General features: G+C 70.3%; 18 protein-coding genes. 11 read left to right on the plus strand and 7 right to left on the minus strand.

The features are described from left to right. Window positions 1-34: 34 nt before the first annotated feature. A complete protein-coding gene (locus tag L2C96_RS16100) occupies window positions 35-724 on the minus strand; it encodes a hypothetical protein (RefSeq protein WP_237336757.1) in 690 nt (229 codons plus the stop codon). Window positions 725-972: 248 nt separating this feature from the next. On the opposite strand from L2C96_RS16100, the gene L2C96_RS16105 reads away from it, so the two are divergent. Beyond that, window positions 973-2,070 (plus strand): NAD(P)/FAD-dependent oxidoreductase, encoded by a 1,098-nt coding sequence (locus L2C96_RS16105; protein ID WP_237336758.1) that lies wholly within the window; start codon window positions 973-975, stop codon window positions 2,068-2,070. Window positions 2,071-2,079: 9 nt separating this feature from the next. Here L2C96_RS16105 and L2C96_RS16110 read toward each other — a convergent pair whose 3' ends face one another. After that, window positions 2,080-3,021: a sugar phosphate isomerase/epimerase family protein gene (locus tag L2C96_RS16110; protein ID WP_237336759.1), complete on the minus strand. Its 942-nt coding sequence runs from the start codon at window positions 3,019-3,021 to the stop codon at window positions 2,080-2,082. Then, window positions 2,988-3,146 (minus strand): hypothetical protein, encoded by a 159-nt coding sequence (locus L2C96_RS16115; RefSeq protein WP_237336760.1) that lies wholly within the window; start codon window positions 3,144-3,146, stop codon window positions 2,988-2,990. Before L2C96_RS16115 ends, L2C96_RS16110 begins: the two co-directional genes overlap by 34 nt. Window positions 3,147-3,987: 841 nt before the next feature. On the opposite strand from L2C96_RS16115, the gene L2C96_RS16120 reads away from it, so the two are divergent. Further along, complete coding sequence (locus L2C96_RS16120; protein ID WP_237336761.1) at window positions 3,988-4,476, plus strand: beta-class carbonic anhydrase; 489 nt, start codon at window positions 3,988-3,990, stop codon at window positions 4,474-4,476. 1,197 nt (window positions 4,477-5,673) lie between these two features. Continuing rightward, window positions 5,674-6,423, plus strand: coding sequence for a GAF and ANTAR domain-containing protein (locus tag L2C96_RS16125; protein WP_237336762.1), 750 nt, complete (start codon window positions 5,674-5,676; stop codon window positions 6,421-6,423). Here L2C96_RS16125 and L2C96_RS16130 read toward each other — a convergent pair. The 3 genes from L2C96_RS16130 to L2C96_RS16140 form a co-directional block, all read right to left on the minus strand. After that, window positions 6,420-6,869 carry an ATP-binding protein gene (locus L2C96_RS16130; RefSeq protein ID WP_237336763.1) on the minus strand — a complete coding sequence of 150 codons (450 nt, stop codon included), beginning with the start codon at window positions 6,867-6,869 and terminating at the stop codon, window positions 6,420-6,422. The two genes, L2C96_RS16125 and L2C96_RS16130, sit on opposite strands and share 4 nt — an antisense overlap. A 505-nt stretch (window positions 6,870-7,374) precedes the next feature. After that, complete coding sequence (locus L2C96_RS16135; protein WP_237336764.1) at window positions 7,375-8,169, minus strand: MBL fold metallo-hydrolase; 795 nt, start codon at window positions 8,167-8,169, stop codon at window positions 7,375-7,377. 142 nt (window positions 8,170-8,311) lie between these two features. Beyond that, window positions 8,312-9,217 (minus strand): PDR/VanB family oxidoreductase, encoded by a 906-nt coding sequence (locus L2C96_RS16140; RefSeq protein WP_123687324.1) that lies wholly within the window; start codon window positions 9,215-9,217, stop codon window positions 8,312-8,314. Between the two features lie 118 nt (window positions 9,218-9,335). Here L2C96_RS16140 and L2C96_RS16145 point away from each other — a divergent pair, with 118 nt between their 5' ends. Genes L2C96_RS16145 through L2C96_RS16155 form a run of 3 tightly spaced genes read left to right on the plus strand, consistent with a single transcriptional unit; the run spans window position 9,336 to window position 11,915 of the window. After that, on the plus strand, window positions 9,336-10,502 hold the full coding sequence (locus L2C96_RS16145; protein WP_237336765.1) for an acyl-CoA dehydrogenase family protein: 1,167 nt from the start codon (window positions 9,336-9,338) through the stop codon (window positions 10,500-10,502). A gap of 14 nt (window positions 10,503-10,516) precedes the next feature. Continuing rightward, window positions 10,517-11,044, plus strand: coding sequence for a PaaI family thioesterase (locus L2C96_RS16150; RefSeq protein WP_237336766.1), 528 nt, complete (start codon window positions 10,517-10,519; stop codon window positions 11,042-11,044). Beyond that, window positions 11,031-11,915, plus strand: a complete 885-nt coding sequence (locus tag L2C96_RS16155; RefSeq protein WP_237336767.1) for an alpha/beta hydrolase family protein — start codon at window positions 11,031-11,033, stop codon at window positions 11,913-11,915. Before L2C96_RS16150 ends, L2C96_RS16155 begins: the two co-directional genes overlap by 14 nt. Before the next feature lie 257 nt (window positions 11,916-12,172). Here the strand turns inward: L2C96_RS16155 and L2C96_RS16160 are convergent, their stop codons facing one another. Further along, the gene (locus tag L2C96_RS16160; protein WP_237336768.1) at window positions 12,173-13,528 is read right to left on the minus strand and encodes an MFS transporter; all 1,356 of its coding nucleotides are present in this window, start codon (window positions 13,526-13,528) and stop codon (window positions 12,173-12,175) included. Between the two features lie 254 nt (window positions 13,529-13,782). On the opposite strand from L2C96_RS16160, the gene L2C96_RS16165 reads away from it, so the two are divergent. The 5 genes from L2C96_RS16165 to L2C96_RS16185 all read left to right on the plus strand — a co-directional run bounded on the left by L2C96_RS16165 (window position 13,783) and on the right by L2C96_RS16185 (window position 19,839). Next, window positions 13,783-14,886, plus strand: coding sequence for an ABC transporter ATP-binding protein (locus L2C96_RS16165; RefSeq protein WP_237336769.1), 1,104 nt, complete (start codon window positions 13,783-13,785; stop codon window positions 14,884-14,886). Between the two features lie 17 nt (window positions 14,887-14,903). Then, on the plus strand, window positions 14,904-16,271 hold the full coding sequence (locus L2C96_RS16170) for an ABC transporter substrate-binding protein (protein WP_237336770.1): 1,368 nt from the start codon (window positions 14,904-14,906) through the stop codon (window positions 16,269-16,271). A gap of 8 nt (window positions 16,272-16,279) precedes the next feature. Then, the gene (locus L2C96_RS16175) at window positions 16,280-17,218 is read left to right on the plus strand and encodes a carbohydrate ABC transporter permease (RefSeq protein ID WP_123686252.1); all 939 of its coding nucleotides are present in this window, start codon (window positions 16,280-16,282) and stop codon (window positions 17,216-17,218) included. Between the two features lie 10 nt (window positions 17,219-17,228). Continuing rightward, window positions 17,229-18,038: a carbohydrate ABC transporter permease gene (locus tag L2C96_RS16180; protein ID WP_237336771.1), complete on the plus strand. Its 810-nt coding sequence runs from the start codon at window positions 17,229-17,231 to the stop codon at window positions 18,036-18,038. A gap of 106 nt (window positions 18,039-18,144) precedes the next feature. After that, complete coding sequence (locus tag L2C96_RS16185; protein ID WP_237336772.1) at window positions 18,145-19,839, plus strand: DUF6119 family protein; 1,695 nt, start codon at window positions 18,145-18,147, stop codon at window positions 19,837-19,839. Window positions 19,840-19,855: the final 16 nt, after the last annotated feature.

A 19,855-nucleotide genomic window follows, 5' to 3' on the forward strand; every position in this document is an offset into this window, starting at 1 on the left:
CCCATCGGCTCGCAGGGATGCCGGTTCAGCAGGGTCAGTAGGTGAAGACGGTGACCCAGTCCGCCGACGAGACGACATAACCCAGCTTGGCCATCAGGAAGTGGACCACCGGCAGCGCGTGCGCCGCCCCGTAGACCACTGCCACGTCGATGCGTTCGTCGTGGCGCCGCTCGTAGATGTCCTGGAGAGCGCGCACCAGCCGCACCTCGCGCTCGTCGGAGACCAGCCGGTCCAGTCCCGAATCGGGATCCCAGCGGTCGATGGCGACGTCGTCGTCGAGCTTCAGATGACCGGCCAGGACCTCGCGCGATCCGAACATCCGGAGGTAACCCGCCACCAGCGGGGCCCCGACGGTGGCGATCGCGCGTTCGGTGAACGGAACCTTGCGCCATCCGTCGTCGAACTCGCTGCCGGTCAGATCCGCCCACACGACCGGGACGCCGACGTCCACCACGCTTTTCGACTGCTCGACGAGGCCGAGCTTGCGGTGCCCACCCGCGCGCCGGTAGGTCCTGGTGAGCTTGCGCGCGCCGGCCGAGGCGCCGATGATGCCCTCGGCGACGATCAGGTCGTGGCCCCGCAGCCGGCGGGAAACCTCGTCGTAGAAGGACTGCTCGCCAAGGTGGGCCATCGGGTAGATCGTGAACCGCAGCGGGGTCTGACGGCGGCTGACGCGCAGCACCGCGGACCGCACGCCCATCAACCCGGCGTCGATGATTTCCACATCAGCGGACGATACCCACCACGGCGGGACAAGTCCGGCGAAAAGGCGAACCTGTCTTCCCCGGGCTTTGGGACGAGTCGGGTAGACGGGCTGCTCATGGAGTGCGAGCAGGGTCCGTGCGCACCGTTGTCCAGACCTACCACTCCGGCAGCGCACTGTGGCCCGCACCACAGAGGCGTTGCAGTTCGTACTGCGAACTAATATGGTTCGTACTACGAACTGAAAGACCTGCTAAGGAGTGTGAGATCATGAGTCGGACCGTCGTCGTCATCGGTGGTGGGTACGGGGGCGCCTCGGTCGCCAAGGCGCTCGAAGAGGAGGCCGACGTCGTGTTGGTCGACCCACGGGACGCGTTCGTCAACGTCGCCGGGTCGTTGCGGGCGGTGGCTCAGCCCGACTGGGCGGGCAACATGTTCTTCCCCTTCGACACGATGCTCACCCGGGCCAAGGTGATCCAGGACCGCGCGGTCTCGGTCGACGCGGAGGGTGTCACCCTGGCCTCGGGCCGCCGGGTCGCGGCGGACTACCTGGTCCTGGCCACCGGTTCCCGCTACGCCTACCCCGCCCACCCCGCCGCGGACTCCGTCGACGAGGCGTTGAACGACTTCCGCCGGACCCACAAGGAACTGGCGGGCTCGGACCGGGTGCTCATCCTGGGCGCCGGACCGGTCGGCCTGGAACTGGCCGGCGAGATCAAGGAGGTCTGGCCGGACAAGCAGGTGACCGTCGTCGCCCCGGCCGAGGAGCTCCTGCCCGGTTTCCAGCCGGAGGTGCGGGCCGATCTGCAGCGCCAGCTCGCCGAACTGGGCGTCGACGTGCGGCTGGGCGCCGGCCTGGTGGCGCCGCCGTCGAACCGGCCCGGCGAGACCGGAACCTTCACGGTCACCACCACCGGCGGTGACCGGATCACCGCCGACATCTGGTTCCGCGCGTTCGGCACGAACGTCAACAGCGACTACCTCGCCGACGGCAAGCTGACCACCCGCACCCCGGACGGCGCGGTCCGGGTCACCGAAACCCTCAACGTGGCCGGGTACGACCACGTCTACGCCGTCGGCGACATCACCGACGTGCCCGAGGCCAAGATGGCCGGGTACGCGATGCAGCACGCGGAGGTGGTGGCGAAGAACATCACCGCCCAGCTGCGTGGTGGTGAGCCCACCGAGACCTACCAGCCACTCCCCTTCCCGATGATCCTGCTCCCGCTCGGATCGGGCGGCGGAGTCGGTCAGCTGCCCTCCCCGGACGGCCCTTCGGTCGTCACGGCCGACATCGTCCGGCAGTACAAGGGCGCCGACCTGTTCACCGGCCGCTTCACCGAGCAGTTCGGCCCCACCGCCGGCTGACGGGGGCGCTCAGTCCCGGAGCTCCGCCTCGATCGAGCGCAGGAGCGCGTGCTGGCGGCGCACCTGTTCCAGCGAGCGGTAGGGCGCGCGGTCGCCCTCGTACTCGCTGGACAGCCAGCCGCTCCAGCCGTGCCCGTCGAGCGTCGTCAGGATCTCCCGCCACGGGATGGTCGCGTCGACCAGGTCGGCATCGATGTCGAAGAACTTGGCCTGGATGAACACGACGTGCGGGAGGATCTCGGCGAGGTCGGCCATCGGCACGGCGAGCGGGCGCCGCCAGCCCGCTTCCTGCGCCTCTTCGGACAGTCCTTCGTGCTTGGCGGTCACCGGGGCGCGCTGGAAGATCCCGGTGTCGATGAGCAGGCCGAAGTTCTTGGTGCCGGTGCGTTCGAGGAAGGCGAGGTAGCCGTCGACGACCTCGTGCCGGATGGGCGTCGGCGCGTGGATCTCCGGGCAGATGACGATGCCGAGTTCGGCGGCGCGGTCCAGGTTGCGCTCGACGACCTCCTCCCACACCGGGTGCGGTTTCAGGTCGTGCGAGACGACGCCGATCTTGGGGCGCAGGAAGGTGAACCCGAGGCTCGCGGCGAGGCCGAGGTCGCGGGCGAGCATCGCGGCGCCCTCGTCGGCGGTGAGGTCGCGGTCGTGCCACAGGGAGGTGTCGATCCACGAGTCGTAGTTGGTCGGGGTGAGGCCGTGGTGGGCACAGCGCGCGTGCCAGGCGTCGATCCACTCGGCGGACGGCTCCGGGTAGCCGGGGATGTTGGCCTCGCCGAGGATTTCGATGCCGGTGGCGCCGAGGTCGGCGATCTCGCCGGAGGCGTGCAGCAGCTGCGGGGTGCGCAGACTGTCGGCGGCCACGACGACGGACGACGCGGCAACCGCGTGATCGGCGCCGGTGTGCAGATCGCGCACGGTCACCCCGCGCACGACGCCGTCGTGCAGCAGCACTCGCGTGATGACGGATTCGCGAACAGGCCGAAGTTCGGGTTGGTGCGGGTGACTTCGCCGAACACGACGTCGAAGCCGGACCACACCAGCCACCCGTCGGCAGCGCGCCGCACCGCCAGGGGCATCGGCCGCACCCGGCGGTCCTCCGCGCGTCCGGCGTCCAGCGCGGCGCCGAGCCGACCCGGACCTCGCCAGCCAGCGGCGCGTCGGCCAGCACCTTCGCCGACACGCCCAGCAGCCGTTCGGCCTCGGTGAGCAGGCGGTCCACGTCGGGCAGGAACGCTGGACGTTAACGGTCACGCCGGGGCGCAGCTGGAGCTGACCCTGCTCTGCCCCAGCCTCGGACATCAACCTGCGCGACCGACACCCAGGTCGAACGGCCGTCGATACTCGCCGACCCAGCCTGCAACGCATGCGTCTACAGGCCGACTGGTTGAGCCGCGTCCGGACCGTCCCCTACGTACCGATTCTGCGCCCAACATATTCTGACCTGTGTACAGACCAAATGGCAGGTGCCCGCGGAACACTGACATTGGCGGCCCCTGCCCGATGCAACGGACGCACGAATTTCGACGCCGGCAATCAACGGACCAGCGAAACCAGCAGCTGCTTCGGGCTGCCCTTGCAAGCTCTCTGACTCCGCTCGACCGACCGGAGGTGCAGCGACGGCCGAAGGGCTGTTCTTCCGCGCCACCCGCCGGGCGGGCCGACAGTCAACGGGAACCTGACAAGCGCTCCGCTGTCAACTGATTCCACTCGACCCACCTTCCCACCCGACATCGTCGGCTACCCCGTCGGCACGCAAGCACTTCCTCGCCCATGACGGCCTGCGCCGCGATCCTCCAGCGTCGTCGAGACCACCGTGCGGCCGGGTGTCGGTTCTGTCCAGATTGTGGGCGTGATTGCGCAGCCACGCGCGAGGCGCGTCTACTCGACGCAGCCCATTCGCCAACCGGAAGGAATGGCATGTCCGTAACCGAGGAACTCCTGGCGAACAACGCCGAATACGCCGCCCGTTTCTCCGGGCCCCTGCCCTTGCCGCCCGCCAAGCACGTCGCCGTTCTCGCCTGCATGGACGCTCGCCTCAACGTCTACGGCATCCTTGGCCTCAATGAAGGGGAGGCCCACATCATCCGCAACGCCGGAGGCGTCGTCACCGAGGACGAGATCCGCTCCCTCGCCATCAGCCAGCGACTGCTCGGCACCGAAGAGATCATCCTCATCCACCACACCGACTGTGGGATGCTCACCTTCACCGACGACGACTTCAAGAAGGCCATTCAGGACGAGGTCGGCATCAAGCCGGCCTGGGCCGCCGAAGCCTTCACCGACCTCGACGACGACGTCCGCCAGTCGATCGCGCGTATCAAGAATAGCCTATTCATCCCTCACAAGGACTCCATCCGTGGCTTCGTCTTCGACGTCGCCACGGGCAAACTGAACGAAGTTCGCTGACCTCGGCCACCCCGCCGTGTCTGCAGGGAACGTTTCCGACCCATCGCCACCCTCTGGAGTGAACGCGCCGATTGGCCAAAGATCTTGCGGTGTGCTCCCTGCTCCTGCATCGCGACCATGACCATCCGGCCACAGACTCGTCCGCGCAACGGTTGCCGTGAGGTTTTCTCGAGCGGGGATCCACTTGCCGGCAGCCGCGCCTGCCGAGCTGTCCCCTTCCCAGTCGGGTGCGGTACGCCGAGCCCGGCCGACTCGAATCGAGTGGCCCAACGGATGCTTCCGCGAACCGCGCGAGGTTGCGGACATGGTCTGGGCCGATACGGCCCATCATGTTCCGGATCTACGCGGATGGTTGGGTAAAGGCAGCGCAACGGTGCAGTGAGCGGGTCACCGCCCCGATGGCGTCCGAGGCGCTGTGCCCGAGGACATCGCTCAAGCCCCGTTTGCGTTCCGGATGCGGCCGCTGTGGCTTGCTGCTTTCTTTGCCGTTGCCTGCAGCGCAGTGTCTACGCGCCGAATGTGCTCGCCGATCCGTGTCGACAGCCCCTGGACGCCGCGCAACTTCCGCACGCCGTCCAACTTCGTGAGGGCTTTCGCCGCATCGAGCCTTCAGCCGGAGGGGATCGCAGACCCGCACGCAAAAGACGGCAGGGACGTCCACGACCAGGTCCGCCTCGTCGCACCGACCTCGGGTCGAGGGAGCCCTCTCGACAGGAGCAGAGCACGGCCATCCACGGAGGCACCTCTCCTCGATCGGCCAGGCCGCCCACAACCTCCATCGTCGCACCGGTTGTCGACTTTGATACCCCTGTGCATCTGGAATCGCGCGCCGTGTCATCGGCCGCCCAACTGCGCGCTCCGGTGAGTCAGGCCACCGTCCGGTCGGGACCTTCGGCTCTAGCGGATCACTTGGGCTGGCGGTGTGGTGGAGGGTGGTTGCTGCGGGGGAGGCGACCCGGCCCTACGGTTCCGCGCGGCGGTGTGGTTCCGAAGGCCGATCAGGGGCGGGGGCGGTCGCCGGGGAGTCGCCAGGCAACGGCACGGCCGCCCCCGCCCTCCCGGGTCGGCACCCTGGGCGCTGCTGGTCCGGTTGCTGGTGTGCTGGACCTCATCGGCGACCGGGTGCGCCCCGGCGTGCGGGCAAGGGAAAGGCGGTGGCACGTCTAATCCTGGGTGTGGATGGGAACACTGGCGGGCATGGATGAGACCGTGGGGCCGCCGGCTGCCGGCCGTGCCGCGATGGGGCGGGACGAGCTGGCGGACACGGTGGCCAAGGCCGTGAGGGAGCTGGAACCTGAACCGGATGTCGACGGAACCGTGGGCCATATTGTGGCTGCGGCGATGGCGACGATCGCCGGCGTTGAGGATGCGGGTGTGTCGCTGCTGGAATCCGGTCAGGTGCGTAGTGTCGCGCCCAGCAGTGCGATCGTGGCTGAGCTCGACCGGTTGCAGGTGGAGCTGGGTGAGGGGCCGTGTGTCGACGCTATGGTGGATTGCCCGGTGTACCGGGTCGGGGACCTGGCGGCTGATCGGCGGTGGCCGCGGTTCGCGCCGGCGGCAGCGGGCCGGGGGATGCGCTCGCTGCTGGGGGTGCGGTTGTTCACCAGCAGCCACCTGGTCGGGGCGTTGAACCTCTACTCCCACCACCGGGCGGCCTTCGATCCCCCGGCCGAGCGGTTGGTCGAGCTGTTCGCGGCGCACGCGGCGGTCGCGCTGGCCGGCTCGCAGCGGCAGGTGCGGCTGCAGGCGGCGCTGGACAGCCGTGACGTGATCTCCACCGCGAAGGGAATGCTGATGCAACGGTTCGACCTGAGTCCTGAGCAAGCCTTCGACGCCCTCGTACGCACCTCCCAGCAACGCAACACCACGCCGCAGCGGGTCGCCCAGGCAATCCTGACCACCCACCAACCGGCCGCGGCCCCCGGCCCGCCCCAGCCGCCGAGCTAATCCTCGCGTTGCGGTTGCGGTCGGGGGCAGGGTTGCCAGCCGAAGGCACTGCAGTCGATGACGGCCCACACGGTCTTGCCCCCGTGGGTGACGCGCGTCCCCCAGTCGAGGGAGGCTTTGCCGACCATCTGCAAGCCGCGGCCTCCCGGTGTCCGCGCGTCCGGGGTTCGCACCTCGGGGGGCGTGCTGGAGCGGTCGTCGACCTCGATCCGGATCCGGCACGGTTCCGGCTCCCGCCACACCCGGATCCGGGTCGCTCCCTGGCCATGCTGGTAGGCGTTGGTCACCAGTTCCGTCACCACCAGCAGCGTCGCCACCAGGTGATCCTCACCCAGATCCGCCAGCGCTTGGCTCGCCCACCGACGGACCTGCACCAGAGGCGGCTCGGCCTCCGGCGCCAGTCGCAGCGTCAACCCGGAGCCATCGGAGTCCTCATCCCGACGCATGCCACCCCACCCCGTCCTGTCTGCTCAAGACGATCGGCTGCGGCCACCCTGCACCACACGCGACCGAACCGCAAACCGGCGGTATCCCGGCCCAGCCAACACCCGAGGACATTCTGCTCAGCGCGGAAGGGCCTTACGGCGCTGGGCGGTGACGCAGCGCAGGCCGTCCTCAAGCGAGCCCCGGCTTCGACAACCGGCTCCGCTAGTCCACGACCGACAGGCCGCTCTCGGTTGCCAGGCTTGCGGCGATCGAGACGGCCTGTCCCGTATTGATCTTCGCCCCACCCAAAGTCAGGAGACCACGCACGTTGCGCGGGTTCGACGAGCGAAGATCGCAGTCCGCGGCTCGTCACGCGGCAAACTCCGCGCCCTCGAGGTCGCACTCAGCGAAGGCCACACAGGTCGCCGACGGGCACCGCCGATCCCGCGGCTTGCTTTGAGGTGCACGCGGCGCGCCGTCGTCTCGGAGAGGTTGGCGTTCAGGAGCTCGACGTTGTCCAGCTGATCAGCACGTCAGCGTCTTCCCCGCTTCGGCCAGCCGGATCGGGCCGTCGAACTCCGCTCGTGCGTCGGTGAGCAAGCCGTCGAGCCACTCCGGCTCCGTGGACGCGAAGTGGGTCAGCACCAGCTCCCCCACCCCCGCCTCGGCCGCGACCCGGCCCGCTTCGGCGGCGCTGAGGTGGCCGTGGCCGGTGGTGTCGCTGGCTCGCAGCGTCGCCTCGCACAGGAACACGTCGGCGTCCGCGGCGAGCTTCACCAGCGCGTCGGTCATGCCGGTGTCGCCGGTGTAGGCCAGGGTCCGCTCGCCGTCAGTCACACGGATGCCGCAGTTGGGTGCGGAGTGCACCAGCTCGTGCAGTTCCACCGCGCAGTCGCCGAACTCGAACAGCTCGCCCGGCTCGTACTCGCGCACGTCGAAGGCCACCTCGAACGCCCGGTTGAGCACCGGCATCGACGCGATCGGGAACAGCTGCGACCACCGCGTGAACAGCTCCTTCGCCCCGGCCGGCACGAGCAGCGGCACCGGACGGCACTCGCCGCCGAACTCGGGCGCCCCGGGGAACCGCAGCATCGGCTTGAGCAGCGACTTGCCCAGCGGCAGCAGGTCGTAGCAGTGGTCGATGTGCAGATGGGTGATCACCACGCCGTCCAGCGGGCCGTCCACCGCGGACAGCGCGGTGGCGATCCCCGGTCCGCAGTCGAGCAGCAGGCGGCTCCGCCCGGTGTCCACGAGGTATCCGGAGCTGGGCGATCCGCCGGCGGGCATTCCCGACCGGCAGCCGAGAACAGTGAGCTGCATGGTTCTTCCGATCTGCCGAAAGCGTGGTACGCCAGGCAGGCCGGTGCCCGCGCTGGCCCCGCCAGCATGACCTGGACCAGACCACTCGCGCACTCGCGCGCGGGCAAACCCGAACGGCCGATCGGGTACGCCTATCGCCGGCTCACACGTCGAGCACGAGCCGGTCGGACACCGCCCGCGACACACACACCATCATGGTCTTGCCCGCGGCCCGTTCCTGCTCCGACAGCACCGAGTCGCGGTGCTCGACCTCGCCGTCCAGCACCGTCGTCTCGCAGCTGCCACAGGTCCCTTCCCGGCACGACGACGGCATCGCGAGCCCGGCGCGGCCGAGCGCGTCGAGCACCGACTGGCCCGGGGCGACCCGCACCGTGCGCCCGGACGCGGACGCGACCACCTCGAAACCCCGCGCCGGTGTCTCCGCCACCTCGCGCGGCTGGAACCGCTCCACCCGCAGCCGGTCCGCCGGGCACAGCCGTTCCACGGCGTCCAGCAGCGGGCCCGGGCCGCAGCAGTACACCAGGGCGTCGCCGGACACGATCTCGGCGAGCGGCAGCAGCCCGTGCTCGTCCTCGGGCAGGATCCGCACGCGGGACCCGTAGGCGGCCAGCTCGTCCAGGAACGCCATCCGGGAGCGGCGGCGCCCGCCGTAGTACAGCTCCCACTCGACCCCGGTAGCCTCGGCCACGCGCAGCATCGGCAGCAGCGGGGTGATCCCGATGCCTCCGGCCACGAACCGGTAGCGCGGCGCGGGCACGAGCGGGAAGTTGTTGCGCGGGTCGCCGACGCGCAGGGTCGCGCCCTGCGGCACCGCGTCGTGGAGGTGGGCCGATCCGCCGCGGCCGGCCTCCTCCCGCAGCACGGCGATGCGCCAGCGCGTGCGGTCGGCCGGGTCCCCGCACAGCGAGTACTGGCGCAGCAGGCCGGGCCGGATCTCGACGTCGACGTGCGCGCCGGGCTCCCAGCGGGGCAGGTCGCTCCCGGACAGGACGAACGAGACGACCCCGTCGGCCTCGGTGGTCTTGGACTCCACGTGCAGCGTGCGCATGACCTCCAGCGTCACGACCGGCCGGGCCGAGGCCACGCGTGCGGACCGGATTCGACTCGGGCGATTGGATCTGGCAATGCCCGCCGGAGCGGTCCCGCGCCCGCCGCAGACTGGCCGCATGGTCAGCACGAGCGCGCTGGAACTCGCCGCGCGAACCCGTCGCTTCATTTCCGAACAGATCCTGCCCGTCGAGCGGGAGATCGTCGTCGACGGCCGCCCGATGGACGACGCGTTGCGGCTGGAGCTGCAGAAGGCGGCCAAGGAGGCAGGCGTGTTCGGCCCGCTGTCGCCCGTCGAGCACGGCGGGCTCGGCCTGGACACCCGTGACCAGGCCGTCGTCCTGGAGGCCGCGGGCACCAGCCTGATCGGGCCGCTCGCGCTCAACTGCTGGGCGCCCGACGACGGCAACATCCACCTGCTCGCCCACGCCGCGAACGCCGAGCAGGCACGGCGCTACCTGGCGCCGCTGGCCTCCGGCGAGGTGCGTTCGGCGATCGCGATGACCGAGCCCGCGCCCGGCGCCGGGGCGGACCCGGGCATGTTGCGCACCACCGCCGAGGAAGCGCCGGGCGGGTGGGTGATCAACGGCGCCAAGCACCTGACCACCGGCGCGGACGGCGCGGCGTTCGTCATCTGCGTGGCGCGTACCGACGACGGCCCGACGATGTTCCTCGTCGACACCGACAACCCGGGCATGCGCGTGCTGCGCCGGATGCCGACCCTGGACCACACCAGCGCGCCCGGCGGGCACTGCGAGGTCGCGTTCAGCGGGTGTTTCGTGCCGGATTCGGCGGTGCTGGGCGAGGTCGGGCTGGGCATGGAGTACGCGCAGGTGCGGCTCGCGCCGTCGCGCCTGTCGTTCTGCATGAGCTGGCTCGGCCTGGCCACGCGTGCCCAGGAGCTGGCCGCGCGGCACATCTCGCGGCGCGAGGCGTTCGGCGCGCGGATCGCCGAACACGGGCTGGCGCAGGGGCACCTGGCCGACAACGAGATCGACATCGAAGCCTCCCGTGCGTTGATCGCCCGCTGCGCGGAGGTGATCGACGCCGAGGGCCCGGCGAGCAGCGCGGCCCGGCACCACGCGTCGGTGACGAAGACGTTCGTGTCCGAGGCGGTGTGGCGGGTGCTGGACCGGGCCGTGCAGCTGCACGGCGGGCTGGGCGTGTGCGAGGACCACCTCGTGGCCCGGTTCCTGGTCGAGGCCCGCGCCTTCCGCATCTACGAGGGACCGTCCGAAGTGCTGCGGTGGTCGATCGCCCGCCGCGTCCTGCGCCCCTACCGCTGACAAGGAGAACTCGAATGGCCATCGCAGAACTGGGCGGGTTCGCCGACGCCTTCGCCGGCGCCGGCGGCGACACGCCGGACTACGCCAAGATCCGTGAGGTCGCCGACGCGCTGGTGCCGTTCGGCAACCACGCCGGGGTCGCGATCACCGAGGTCGGGCCCGACCGCGCCGTCGCGGAGGTGGCGGGCACGGACCACCAGCTCAACCACCTGGGCACCGTGCACGCCGGGGCGCTGTTCCTGGCCGCGGACATCGCCGGGGCGTCGGCGTTCGTGGGTGCGATCGCACCGCGACTGTCCGATGTGGAGTTCCTGGTACTGCGTGACGCGCGGTGCTCGTTCCGCAAGCCCGCGACGGGCCGGATCCGCGCGGTCGCGACGGTCGACGAGCGGGAGATCCGCCGCGTGCTGGGCGATCCGGCCGCGACGCGGTTCGACCTGGACGGCAAGGCGCTGTGCTACAACGACGACGACGTGCTGGTCGCGAAGTTCACCTTCGAGTACGTGGGCAACCTCAAGGAGTCCGGCCGTGTCGGTGAGTGAGGCGGGCCGGCGGCCGTCGGAGTTCTCGTCGCTGGAGTCGCTGACCGTGGCGTCCGAGGGCGCCACGTTCGTGGTGCGGCTGCTGCCCGCGGCCGACCCGGCCGCGCCGGTCGTGCTGGTGCTGCCGGCGATGGCGATGAAGGCGAAGTTCTACCTGCCGCTGGCCAAGGCGCTGCACGCGGCGGGCCTGTCGGTGGCGACGGTCGACCTGCGCGGCCAGGGCGAGGCGAAGCCCGCGCTGCGGGAGGGCCCGGACTTCGGGTACCGCGAGCTGATCGAGGCCGACCTGCCCGCGGTGGCGGCGGCCCTGCGCTCGCGGTTCCCGGGCGCGCCGCTGCACCTGCTGGGGCACAGCCTGGGCGGGCAGATCGCGCTGCTGTTCACGGCCGCGCACCCGGACCAGGTGGCCGGCGTGGTGACGATCGGCACCGGCACGGTGTTCTGGCGCGCGTTCGGCCCGCGGCGGTGGGTCGAGGCGCTGTGGAAGATCCAGTGGATCGGGCTGGTCGCGAAGGTGCGCGGGTGGTGGCCCGGCGGGGTGCTGATCCCGGGCGCGATGGCGGGCGGCGTGATGACCGACTGGGCGCGCCACTCGCGCACCAGCCGCTACCGCCCGCGCGGCGGGAGCCACGACTACGACCGGCTGCTGCGCGAGGTGCGGGTGCCGGTGCTGCTGATCTCGCTGGCCGAGGACACGCTGGGCCCGAAGTCGAACGTGGACTTCCTGGCCACGCGCGTGCCGTCGCAGCGGTGGCACATCGAGCGCGGCGCGGGTGTGGAGCACCTGGACCACTTCGAGTGGATCAAAGACAGCGCGGTGCTGGGCCCGGCGGTCGCCGAGTGGGTGACGCGGGGAGAGCTGCCCGGCTGACGGACGGGCTCGCGGCCCGCTCGGTGCGCCTGGAGGCCGCCGGGCGGGCCGTTGTCATTCCGGCGTCAGCGGATCAGCTTGACCGGGACGTCCACTCCGTCGAGGTCCGCCCAGGCGTTGTCGACGGTCATTCGCAGGCTTCCCGGGCGGCTTCCGACCGCCGCTCCGCGATCAGTTCGTCGGCGGCGGAGCCGGTGCCGCGCCATGCCTCCGCGACCTCGTCCCTGACCCGCTCAATGAGGTGGGCGCGCGGCCAGCTAGACCCGCTCCGGCACCCGCACCGCCGCCGGGCGCTGGGCCATCACCAGCACCCCGGCCAGCAGGGCTCCCGACGCGGCGACCGCGAACGTCACCCACAGCGTGCCAGGGCCCGGGGACAGCAGACCGGCCAGCGCGACCCCGACGACGGCCCCGAACTGGCGGAACGTGTTCATGCTCCCCGACGCCGTTCCGCTGAGCTCCGGCGGCACGGCGCCCATCATGGCCTGGATCGCGACCACGCCGCTGGACAGCGGCACGCCCACGCCGAGCAGCACCAGCGCCCACCCGTATGCCCAATACCCGGCGCCGGTCTCGAGCAGTGTCAGGCCGAGCAGGCCGGCGGTGATGCACGCCAGCCCGAGCGCCATCGTGACCCTGGTGCCCAGCCACGCGGCCACCGCGGACGCCAGCACGGCCGTGACGCCCAGACACCCGAACAGCGCCAGGAACCGCACGCCGGTCGCCATCGGGGACAGGCCCAGCGCCTCCTGCAGGTGCACCGTCACCAGGTACAGCACCGCGTACAGCCCGAACAGGCCCAGGAAGTTCACCGCGCACGCCAGCGCGACCTCGCGGATCCCCAGCAGCCGCGGCGGCAGCATCGGCTCGGACGTGCGCCGCTGCCACGCCACGAACGCCCCGAGCCCGACCAGCCCGCCCGCGAGCACTCCCAGCACGACCGGCGAGTTCCAGCCCAGCACCCTGCCCTCGATCAGCACGTAGGTCACCGCCGCCGCGCCGGCCACGAACAGCACCTGGCCCGGGACATCTATCCGGCGACCGCCCGAGGGCGCCACCCGCGGCATCGTCCACAACAGACCCGCGAACGCCACCACGCCGATCGGCAGGTTGATCCAGAACATGCTCCGCCACCCGGCGCCTTCGACCAGCAACCCGCCGAGCAGCGGCCCGAGCGCGAGCGCGACCCCGCTGGTCCCGCCCCACACACCGATCGCCCTGGCCCGCGCCCGCGCGTCGGTGAACAACCCGGCGGTGGCGGCCAGTGACACCGGCACGACCGCGGCCGCGAAGACGCCCTGCGCGCCGCGGGCCGCGATCAGCGCCCCGCTGTCCGGCGCCGCCGCGCAGGCCACCGACGCGAGCGTGAACCCGGCGATCCCGGCCAGCAACACGGACTTGCGGCCGAGGCGATCGCCGAGCGAGCCCGCGGTGAGCAGCAGGCAGGCGAACGCGAGCGTGTAGGCGTCGAGCAGCCACTGCGCCAAGCTGGGCCCGGCCCCGAAATCAGCCCGGATGGCGGGCACCGCGACCGGCGTGATGCTGGTGTCGAGGTAGACCAGGAACGACGCGACGCAGATCAGCGCGAGCACGAGCCGGGAACGAGGCGACACCGCCTCACGCTAACCATTCCCGGACCGGCGGAAAGCGCGCCACTGGCATTCCTTTCGCCCGATCGGAACAACCTATCGATTCGCCGCGCCGATCGATCCGGCACTCCTTCCGATCCTCCCTGAACAGGCCCCTGAACTGGGCTTTCGCGCGCCGCAACCGTGTCCACCCGTTCACCTGCGCTACACCGGGGGCTGCTGTGATGCGCCGCGAAACACGCATTCCGCGATTCCCCGAGGACCGGGAGGAAAAACCGGTGAGCCGGATCCAGATCCAAGCGGCGACCAAGCGGTTCGGCGCGGTCACCGCGGTCGACGAGGTCACGCTGGACGTCGGCGACGGCGAGTTCCTCGTCCTGCTCGGCCCCAGCGGCTGCGGCAAGTCCACGCTGCTGCGCGCGATCGCCGGGCTGGCGCCGCTGTCGGCGGGCCGCATCCTCCTCGGCGACCGCGACATCACCCACACCCCGCCGCGCGACCGCGACCTGGCGATGGTGTTCCAGAGCTACGCGCTCTACCCGCATTTGACCGTCGAGCGCAACATCGGCTTCCCGCTGCGGGCGCGCCGCCGCCCCAGGACCGAGATCCGGCAGCGGGTGACCGAGGTGGCGCAGGTGCTCGACCTCGACGGCCTCCTCGACCGCCGCCCCAAGGAACTCTCCGGCGGGCAGCGGCAGCGGGTCGCACTGGGCCGGGCCCTGGTGCGCGACCCCGGCGCGTTCCTGATGGACGAGCCACTGTCCAACCTGGACGCCAAACTGCGGACCGCGACCCGGTCCGAACTGACCGAGCTGCACCGCCGGCTCGGCTCCACGTTCGTCTACGTCACCCACGACCAGGTGGAGGCGATGACCATGGCCACCCGCATCGCGCTGCTGAACCAGGGCAGGCTCGAGCAGGTCGGCACCCCCACCGAGGTCTACGACGAGCCCGCCTCGGTGTTCGTGGCCGGGTTCCTCGGCGCCCCGCCGATGAACCTGCTGCCCGCCACGGTCGTCAGCCGCGGCGGCGCCCTGCACGTCGTCGGCGAGGACTTCGGCCTGCCGCTGGGCATCACTTCCGACCTGCCCCCGGCGGAGGTGGTGCTGGGCATCCGGCCCGAGCACCTCACCCGGGGACCGGGCCTGCGGGCCGTGGTGCGGCTCGTGGAGAACCTCGGCAGCGAGGAGGTCGCGCACTGCACCGTCGGCGGAGCCCGGGTGTGCGTCCGCGGCCCGCGTCCGCTCGGCCTGGCCGCCGGTGACGCGGTCGAGCTGACGGCCGCGCCAGAGCGCCTGCACCTGTTCGACCGCGACACCGGACGGCGGTTGCGGTGGGAACCCGTGCCCGCCCTCGACGAACTCTCCGCTCTCCCCCAGTGAAACAAGGAGCACGACCCATGAGGAAAACCCCGATCGCCCTCGCGCTGGCGGTGGTGCTGGGCACCACGGCCTGCGGGCTGGGCAGCACCGCCTCGCAGGAACCGAGCACGGTGGCGCGCGCCCCCGAGCTGCGGCCGGACCAGCAGGTCTCGATCGTGTTCGAGAGCTACAACTTCGGCCAGGCCGGCGCGTGGACGGACACGTTCAACGAGCTGATCGGCAAGTTCCAGCAGGCGCATCCGAACATCAAGGTGACCGCGCAGAAGCCGCAGGGCAACAGCCCCAACCCGGCCACCGACACGGTGCCGAGCATCCAGGCCCAGATGGCCGCGGGCAGCCCGCCGGACGTGGCGCAGCTCGGGTTCTCCGACCTGGACTTCACCATCCACGGTCTCGGCGCGAAGCCGCTGGACGACCTGGTGGGCAAGGAGGAGGTGCAGGCCAACTTCGACGGCGCGAAGCACCCGTTCGCCCCGACCGCGCGCACCCTGGCCGACTGGGACGGCAAGACCTACGGCGTGCCGTTCGTCTTCTCCACCCCGGTGCTCTACTACAACGCGACGCTGTTCCAGCAGGCCGGTCTGGACCCGGCGAACCCGCCGAAGACGTGGGACGAGGTGCAGCAGGCCTCGCAGGCGATCAAGCAGCGCACCGGCAAGGACGGCACCTACATCGACTGCCTGACCAAGACCGCGAAGGACTGGTGCTTCCAGTCGCTGGTGCGCAGCAACGGTGGTCATGTCCTTTCCGAGGACCGCTCGTCGCTGGCCTTCGCCGACGCCCCCGCCGTCGAGGTCGTGCGCATGGCCCAGAACATGGTGAACACCGGCAGCACGCCGAAGCTGACGCAGCAGCAGGGCTACGAGGCCTTCGCCCGCGGTGACATCGGGATGATCCTGGAGACCAGCGCGATCCAGGCCACCTTCATCAAGGGCGCCAAGGACAAGTGGGACCTGCGGGCCACCACGATGCCGTCGTTCGGCGGCAAGCCCACGGTGGCGACCAACTCCGGCGCGTCGCTGTTCGTGTTCTCCCAGGACCCGGCCAAGCAGCGCGCGGCATGGGAGCTGATCCGCTTCCTCACCAGCGAGGAGGCCTACACCACGATCGCGTCGAAGATCGGCTACCTGCCGCTGCGCACCGGCCTGCTGGAAGACCCAGACGGGCTGCAGGCGTGGGCGGCGAAGAACCCGCTGATCAAGCCGAACGTGGAGCAGCTCGCGCACCTGGAGCCGTGGGTGTCCTTCCCGGGCAACTCCTACCTGCAGATCCGCGACGGCATGATGGACGCCGTCGAGAAGGCGGTCTACCAGGGCGCCGACCCGCAGGCGGCGCTGACCGCGGCGCGGGACGCGGCCAAGCCGCTGATGCCGGCGGGCAGGTAGTCCGCGCGATGTTCGTCGAAGTCGCCCTGCCGGCGCCGATCGCGGTGCCGGTGGCCGAGCGTCCGGCGCTGGTACGGCGGGTGCTGCGCGCGGCCCCGCCGTACCTCTACCTCGCGCCGGCGCTGGCCCTGCTGGTGATCTGGACCTACCGGCCGCTGGTGCAGACCGCGCAGCTGTCGTTCTTCTCGTGGAACCTGCTGCCGACCCAGCCGATGGTGCCGGTGGGCCTGGCCAACTACGAGCGGCTGATCGACCTGCCCGAGCTGGGCCAGGCGGTGCTGCGCACGCTGGTGGTGATCGCCGGGCTGCTGCCGTTCACCGTCGTGGTCCCGGTGGTGGCGGCGCTGCTGACCCGGCGCATCCAGGGCCGCGCCCGGGTGGTGTACCAGGCGCTGGTGTTCGCGCCGATGCTGGTCGCGCCGGTGGCCAGCGCCGCGGTGTGGCAGTGGATGCTCGACCCGGGCGCCGGCGCGGTGAACCGGGTGCTCGGCACGGACCTGAACTGGCTGCACGAGACCGGCTCGGCGCAACTGGCGGTCATCGGGATCACCGGGTGGCACCTGCTCGGGTTCGCGGTGCTCGTGGTGACCGCCGGCCTGGCCGGGATCAACTCCGACTACTCCGACGCCGCCCAGCTCGACGGCGCCACCCGCGGGCAGGTGACGCGGTGGATCACGCTGCCGCTGCTGTCGCCGACGCTGGTGTTCCTGACGCTGATGACCGTGCTGCTGTCCGCGCAGTGGACGTTCCCGCTGATCGACACGCTCACCCAGGGCGGTCCCGCGGACGCCACCACGAACGTCTACTACCTGCTGTGGGACTACAGCTTCCACAGCTACGACGCGGGCCTGGGCGCGGCGGCCGGGATGCTGCTGTTCATCGGTTTCGGCGTGATCGCGGCCGGGCTCGTGTGGCTGTCCGAACGCCTCACCTTCCACGACGACTGAGGAGTGCACTGTGGACTCCCGCTGGCGCACGATCCGGGGGCACGCCGTTCTGGTGGTCCTCGGCGTGCTGTGCGTGTTCCCGATCTACTGGCTGTACGCGACGTCGCTGCGGCGGCCGGACGACGTGTTGTCGTTGTCGCTCCTGCCGTGGCCGTTGTCGCTGGAGAGCTACGCGGACGCGGCGAGCAAGGTCGACGTCGCCGGGCTGCTGGTGAACACCACGGTGGTGGCGCTGCTGACGGCGCTGGGGCAGCTGCTGACCGGGCTGCTCGCCGCGTACGCGTTCGCCGCGTGGCGGTTCCGGTTCCAGCGGCTGCTGTACCTGGCGTTCGTCGGGACGTGGCTGGTGCCATTCCAGGTGACGATGCTGCCGAACTACGTGCTGCTGTTCCAGCTCGGGCTGCTCAACACGCTGGCCGGCGTGGTGGTGCCGAACCTGTGCTCGGCGCTGGGCGTGCTGATGCTGCGGCAGCACCTGGACGGGTTCCCGAAGGAACTGCTCGAGGCGGCGCGCATGGACGGCCGCTCGTCGTGGACGACATTGTGGACGGTCGTGGTGCCGAACCTGCGGCCCGCGCTGGCCGCGCTGACGATCCTGCTGTTCGTGAACGCCTGGAACGAGTACTTCTGGCCGGCGATGGTGCTGCAGCGCAGCAACGCCATGGTGCAGCTGGGGTTGCGCAGTTTCATGGGCACGGAGGGCAACGACTGGGGCCCGCTGATGGCCGTGGCCGGCCTGGCGTGCCTGCCAGTGTTCGCGATCTACCTGCTGCTGCAGCGGCACATCGTGAACGCCTTCGTGCGGTCGGGGTTGAAGTAGACGGATACCAAGGGAATCTTGAAAGAAAGGGCCGATCGTGACTTCCTGAAAGGTGTCATCCGGTCGTCGTATTGTTGATTCACCCGCGCCGTTGTATCAAGTACAAGTGACCGGTGACGGCAGCGATCGGACGCCCGCGAGCCTGGCGACTCGCAGGATGAGCGTCTATCGCATGCGTCACACGGATACACTTCGCGAACTCGTCGCGACCAAGATCATCGACGATGACGAGCAGAAATTCGCCATCCGCGACGTCCGCGTGGGCTCGTTGCCCGCCCTGCTGGTCTCCGGCGAGTCCGAGGTCGGCCCGGTCGAATGGACGAGCGCGATCAGGTCACTGACCGGTGTCGACCTCGGCTTCACGACCACGACAGCTTCGGCGGCATTGTTCCTGCGCGTCGACGAAACGAGCTATGCCCTGACCTTCGGCCACGGATGGCGATATCCCAGGGACAGCAAGATCGACCGCGAATTCGGGCTGGATGTGGCTGTTCGGCTGCTCGACCCCGACGAAATCAAAGAGATCACTCGATGGGCGTTGAGCGCGAAGGCCCGCGTGGACCGCAACATGGTTCCGGGCGGCCAGGGGCTCTGGGCCTTCGGCCTGCGCGAACATGCCGAACTCGTCCGCAACCTGACCGGGAAGGTGCACGGCGACGTCAGGCTCGACTTGGCCTACGTTCGACAGCGCGGACGCTACCGGAACTTCTCGCTGAGTCTCGAATGCGGCGACGGTCTGCACATTCCCCTCGGTATCGAGGCGGAATCGCTGTCGTCGGATCTCCGGGCACTCACCAGAGCCGTGGACGAACTGCCCGTCAACGACCGCCTGGAGCCACTGCGGTGGGTGCGCCGAGTACCACCGAACGACGATCTCCGGGAAGTTCTCGATTCGGCAGCCGCGGACTTGCTTGCCGACCCCGACATCGGCCGCGGCGAAGCCGGCATCGCATATCCCGCTCGCTACTACGACGGTCCCACCGTCCACCGCTACCGGGGCCACATCGGCGACACCAAGATCGACACTGACGAACTCACCCTCGCTCATCTTCAAGAAGGTGTTCGCCGCCTCGGGCCGGACAGGACGGTGGGAGCCCTGCGGTCCAGCAACATCGAAGGGTTCGACGAGGACGGCAGGAGTCTGGGCGGAGAGGTGTCCGCGCTGCACTGGATGGCGGCGGAGGTCACCGACCCGGACTACCGGCACGTCCTGCTGGACGGCGAGTGGTACGAGATCGGCGAGAAGTACGTCGAGCACGTCGATCGAGTCATCTCCGAGGCTTTCGCGAACACGCCGCCCTGGACACTGCCGCCGTGGAACGCCGCTCCCCGCGACGACGCCGGCAAGGTGGTCGAAGGCAACTACAATCGCTTCGTCGCGGACAAGGACAGCCGTTTCCTCTGCCTCGACAAGAAACTCCTCAAGACCCGCGTGCACCCGCGCGGGTTCGAAGCCTGCGACCTCCTGGGCCCGGGCAACGTTCTCGTGCACGTCAAGAAGGTCAGTTCAGGGACCGGGTCCTCGGTGCTCAGCCATCTGTTCGCCCAAGGGCTCGTGGCCGTCGAGAGTCTCACCGACCGCACAACCTGGGACGAGTTCGTCAAGATCGTCGGCGAACAGGACGAGACTCGCGCACGAGAACTGGGCACCCGTCCCGCCGGGCTGGTCTACGCCATCCATCGATCCGACAAGCCGCTCGATCCGAGCACACTGTTCACGTTCGCCCGCTCCGCCCTGGTGTCCGCATCCGTCACCTTGGCCACCTACGACATCCCGCTCCAGGTTTGCGTCATCCCGTGACCCACGCGATCGCCCC

This window comes from Amycolatopsis tucumanensis, from assembly GCF_021654135.1.
Lineage (GTDB): Bacteria > Actinomycetota > Actinomycetes > Mycobacteriales > Pseudonocardiaceae > Amycolatopsis_E > Amycolatopsis_E tucumanensis.

Coding starts and splice junctions, on each gene's coding strand:
- L2C96_RS16105 (WP_237336758.1), top strand. CDS start 973: ATGAGTCGGACCGTCGTCGTCATCGGTGGTGGGTACGGGGGCGCCTCG.
- L2C96_RS16115 (WP_237336760.1), bottom strand. CDS start 3,146: ATGCCCCTGGCGGTGCGGCGCGCTGCCGACGGGTGGCTGGTGTGGTCC.
- L2C96_RS16120 (WP_237336761.1), top strand. CDS start 3,988: ATGTCCGTAACCGAGGAACTCCTGGCGAACAACGCCGAATACGCCGCC.
- L2C96_RS16125 (WP_237336762.1), top strand. CDS start 5,674: ATGGATGAGACCGTGGGGCCGCCGGCTGCCGGCCGTGCCGCGATGGGG.
- L2C96_RS16130 (WP_237336763.1), bottom strand. CDS start 6,869: ATGCGTCGGGATGAGGACTCCGATGGCTCCGGGTTGACGCTGCGACTG.
- L2C96_RS16135 (WP_237336764.1), bottom strand. CDS start 8,169: ATGCAGCTCACTGTTCTCGGCTGCCGGTCGGGAATGCCCGCCGGCGGA.
- L2C96_RS16140 (WP_123687324.1), bottom strand. CDS start 9,217: ATGCGCACGCTGCACGTGGAGTCCAAGACCACCGAGGCCGACGGGGTC.
- L2C96_RS16145 (WP_237336765.1), top strand. CDS start 9,336: ATGGTCAGCACGAGCGCGCTGGAACTCGCCGCGCGAACCCGTCGCTTC.
- L2C96_RS16150 (WP_237336766.1), top strand. CDS start 10,517: ATGGCCATCGCAGAACTGGGCGGGTTCGCCGACGCCTTCGCCGGCGCC.
- L2C96_RS16170 (WP_237336770.1), top strand. CDS start 14,904: ATGAGGAAAACCCCGATCGCCCTCGCGCTGGCGGTGGTGCTGGGCACC.
- L2C96_RS16175 (WP_123686252.1), top strand. CDS start 16,280: ATGTTCGTCGAAGTCGCCCTGCCGGCGCCGATCGCGGTGCCGGTGGCC.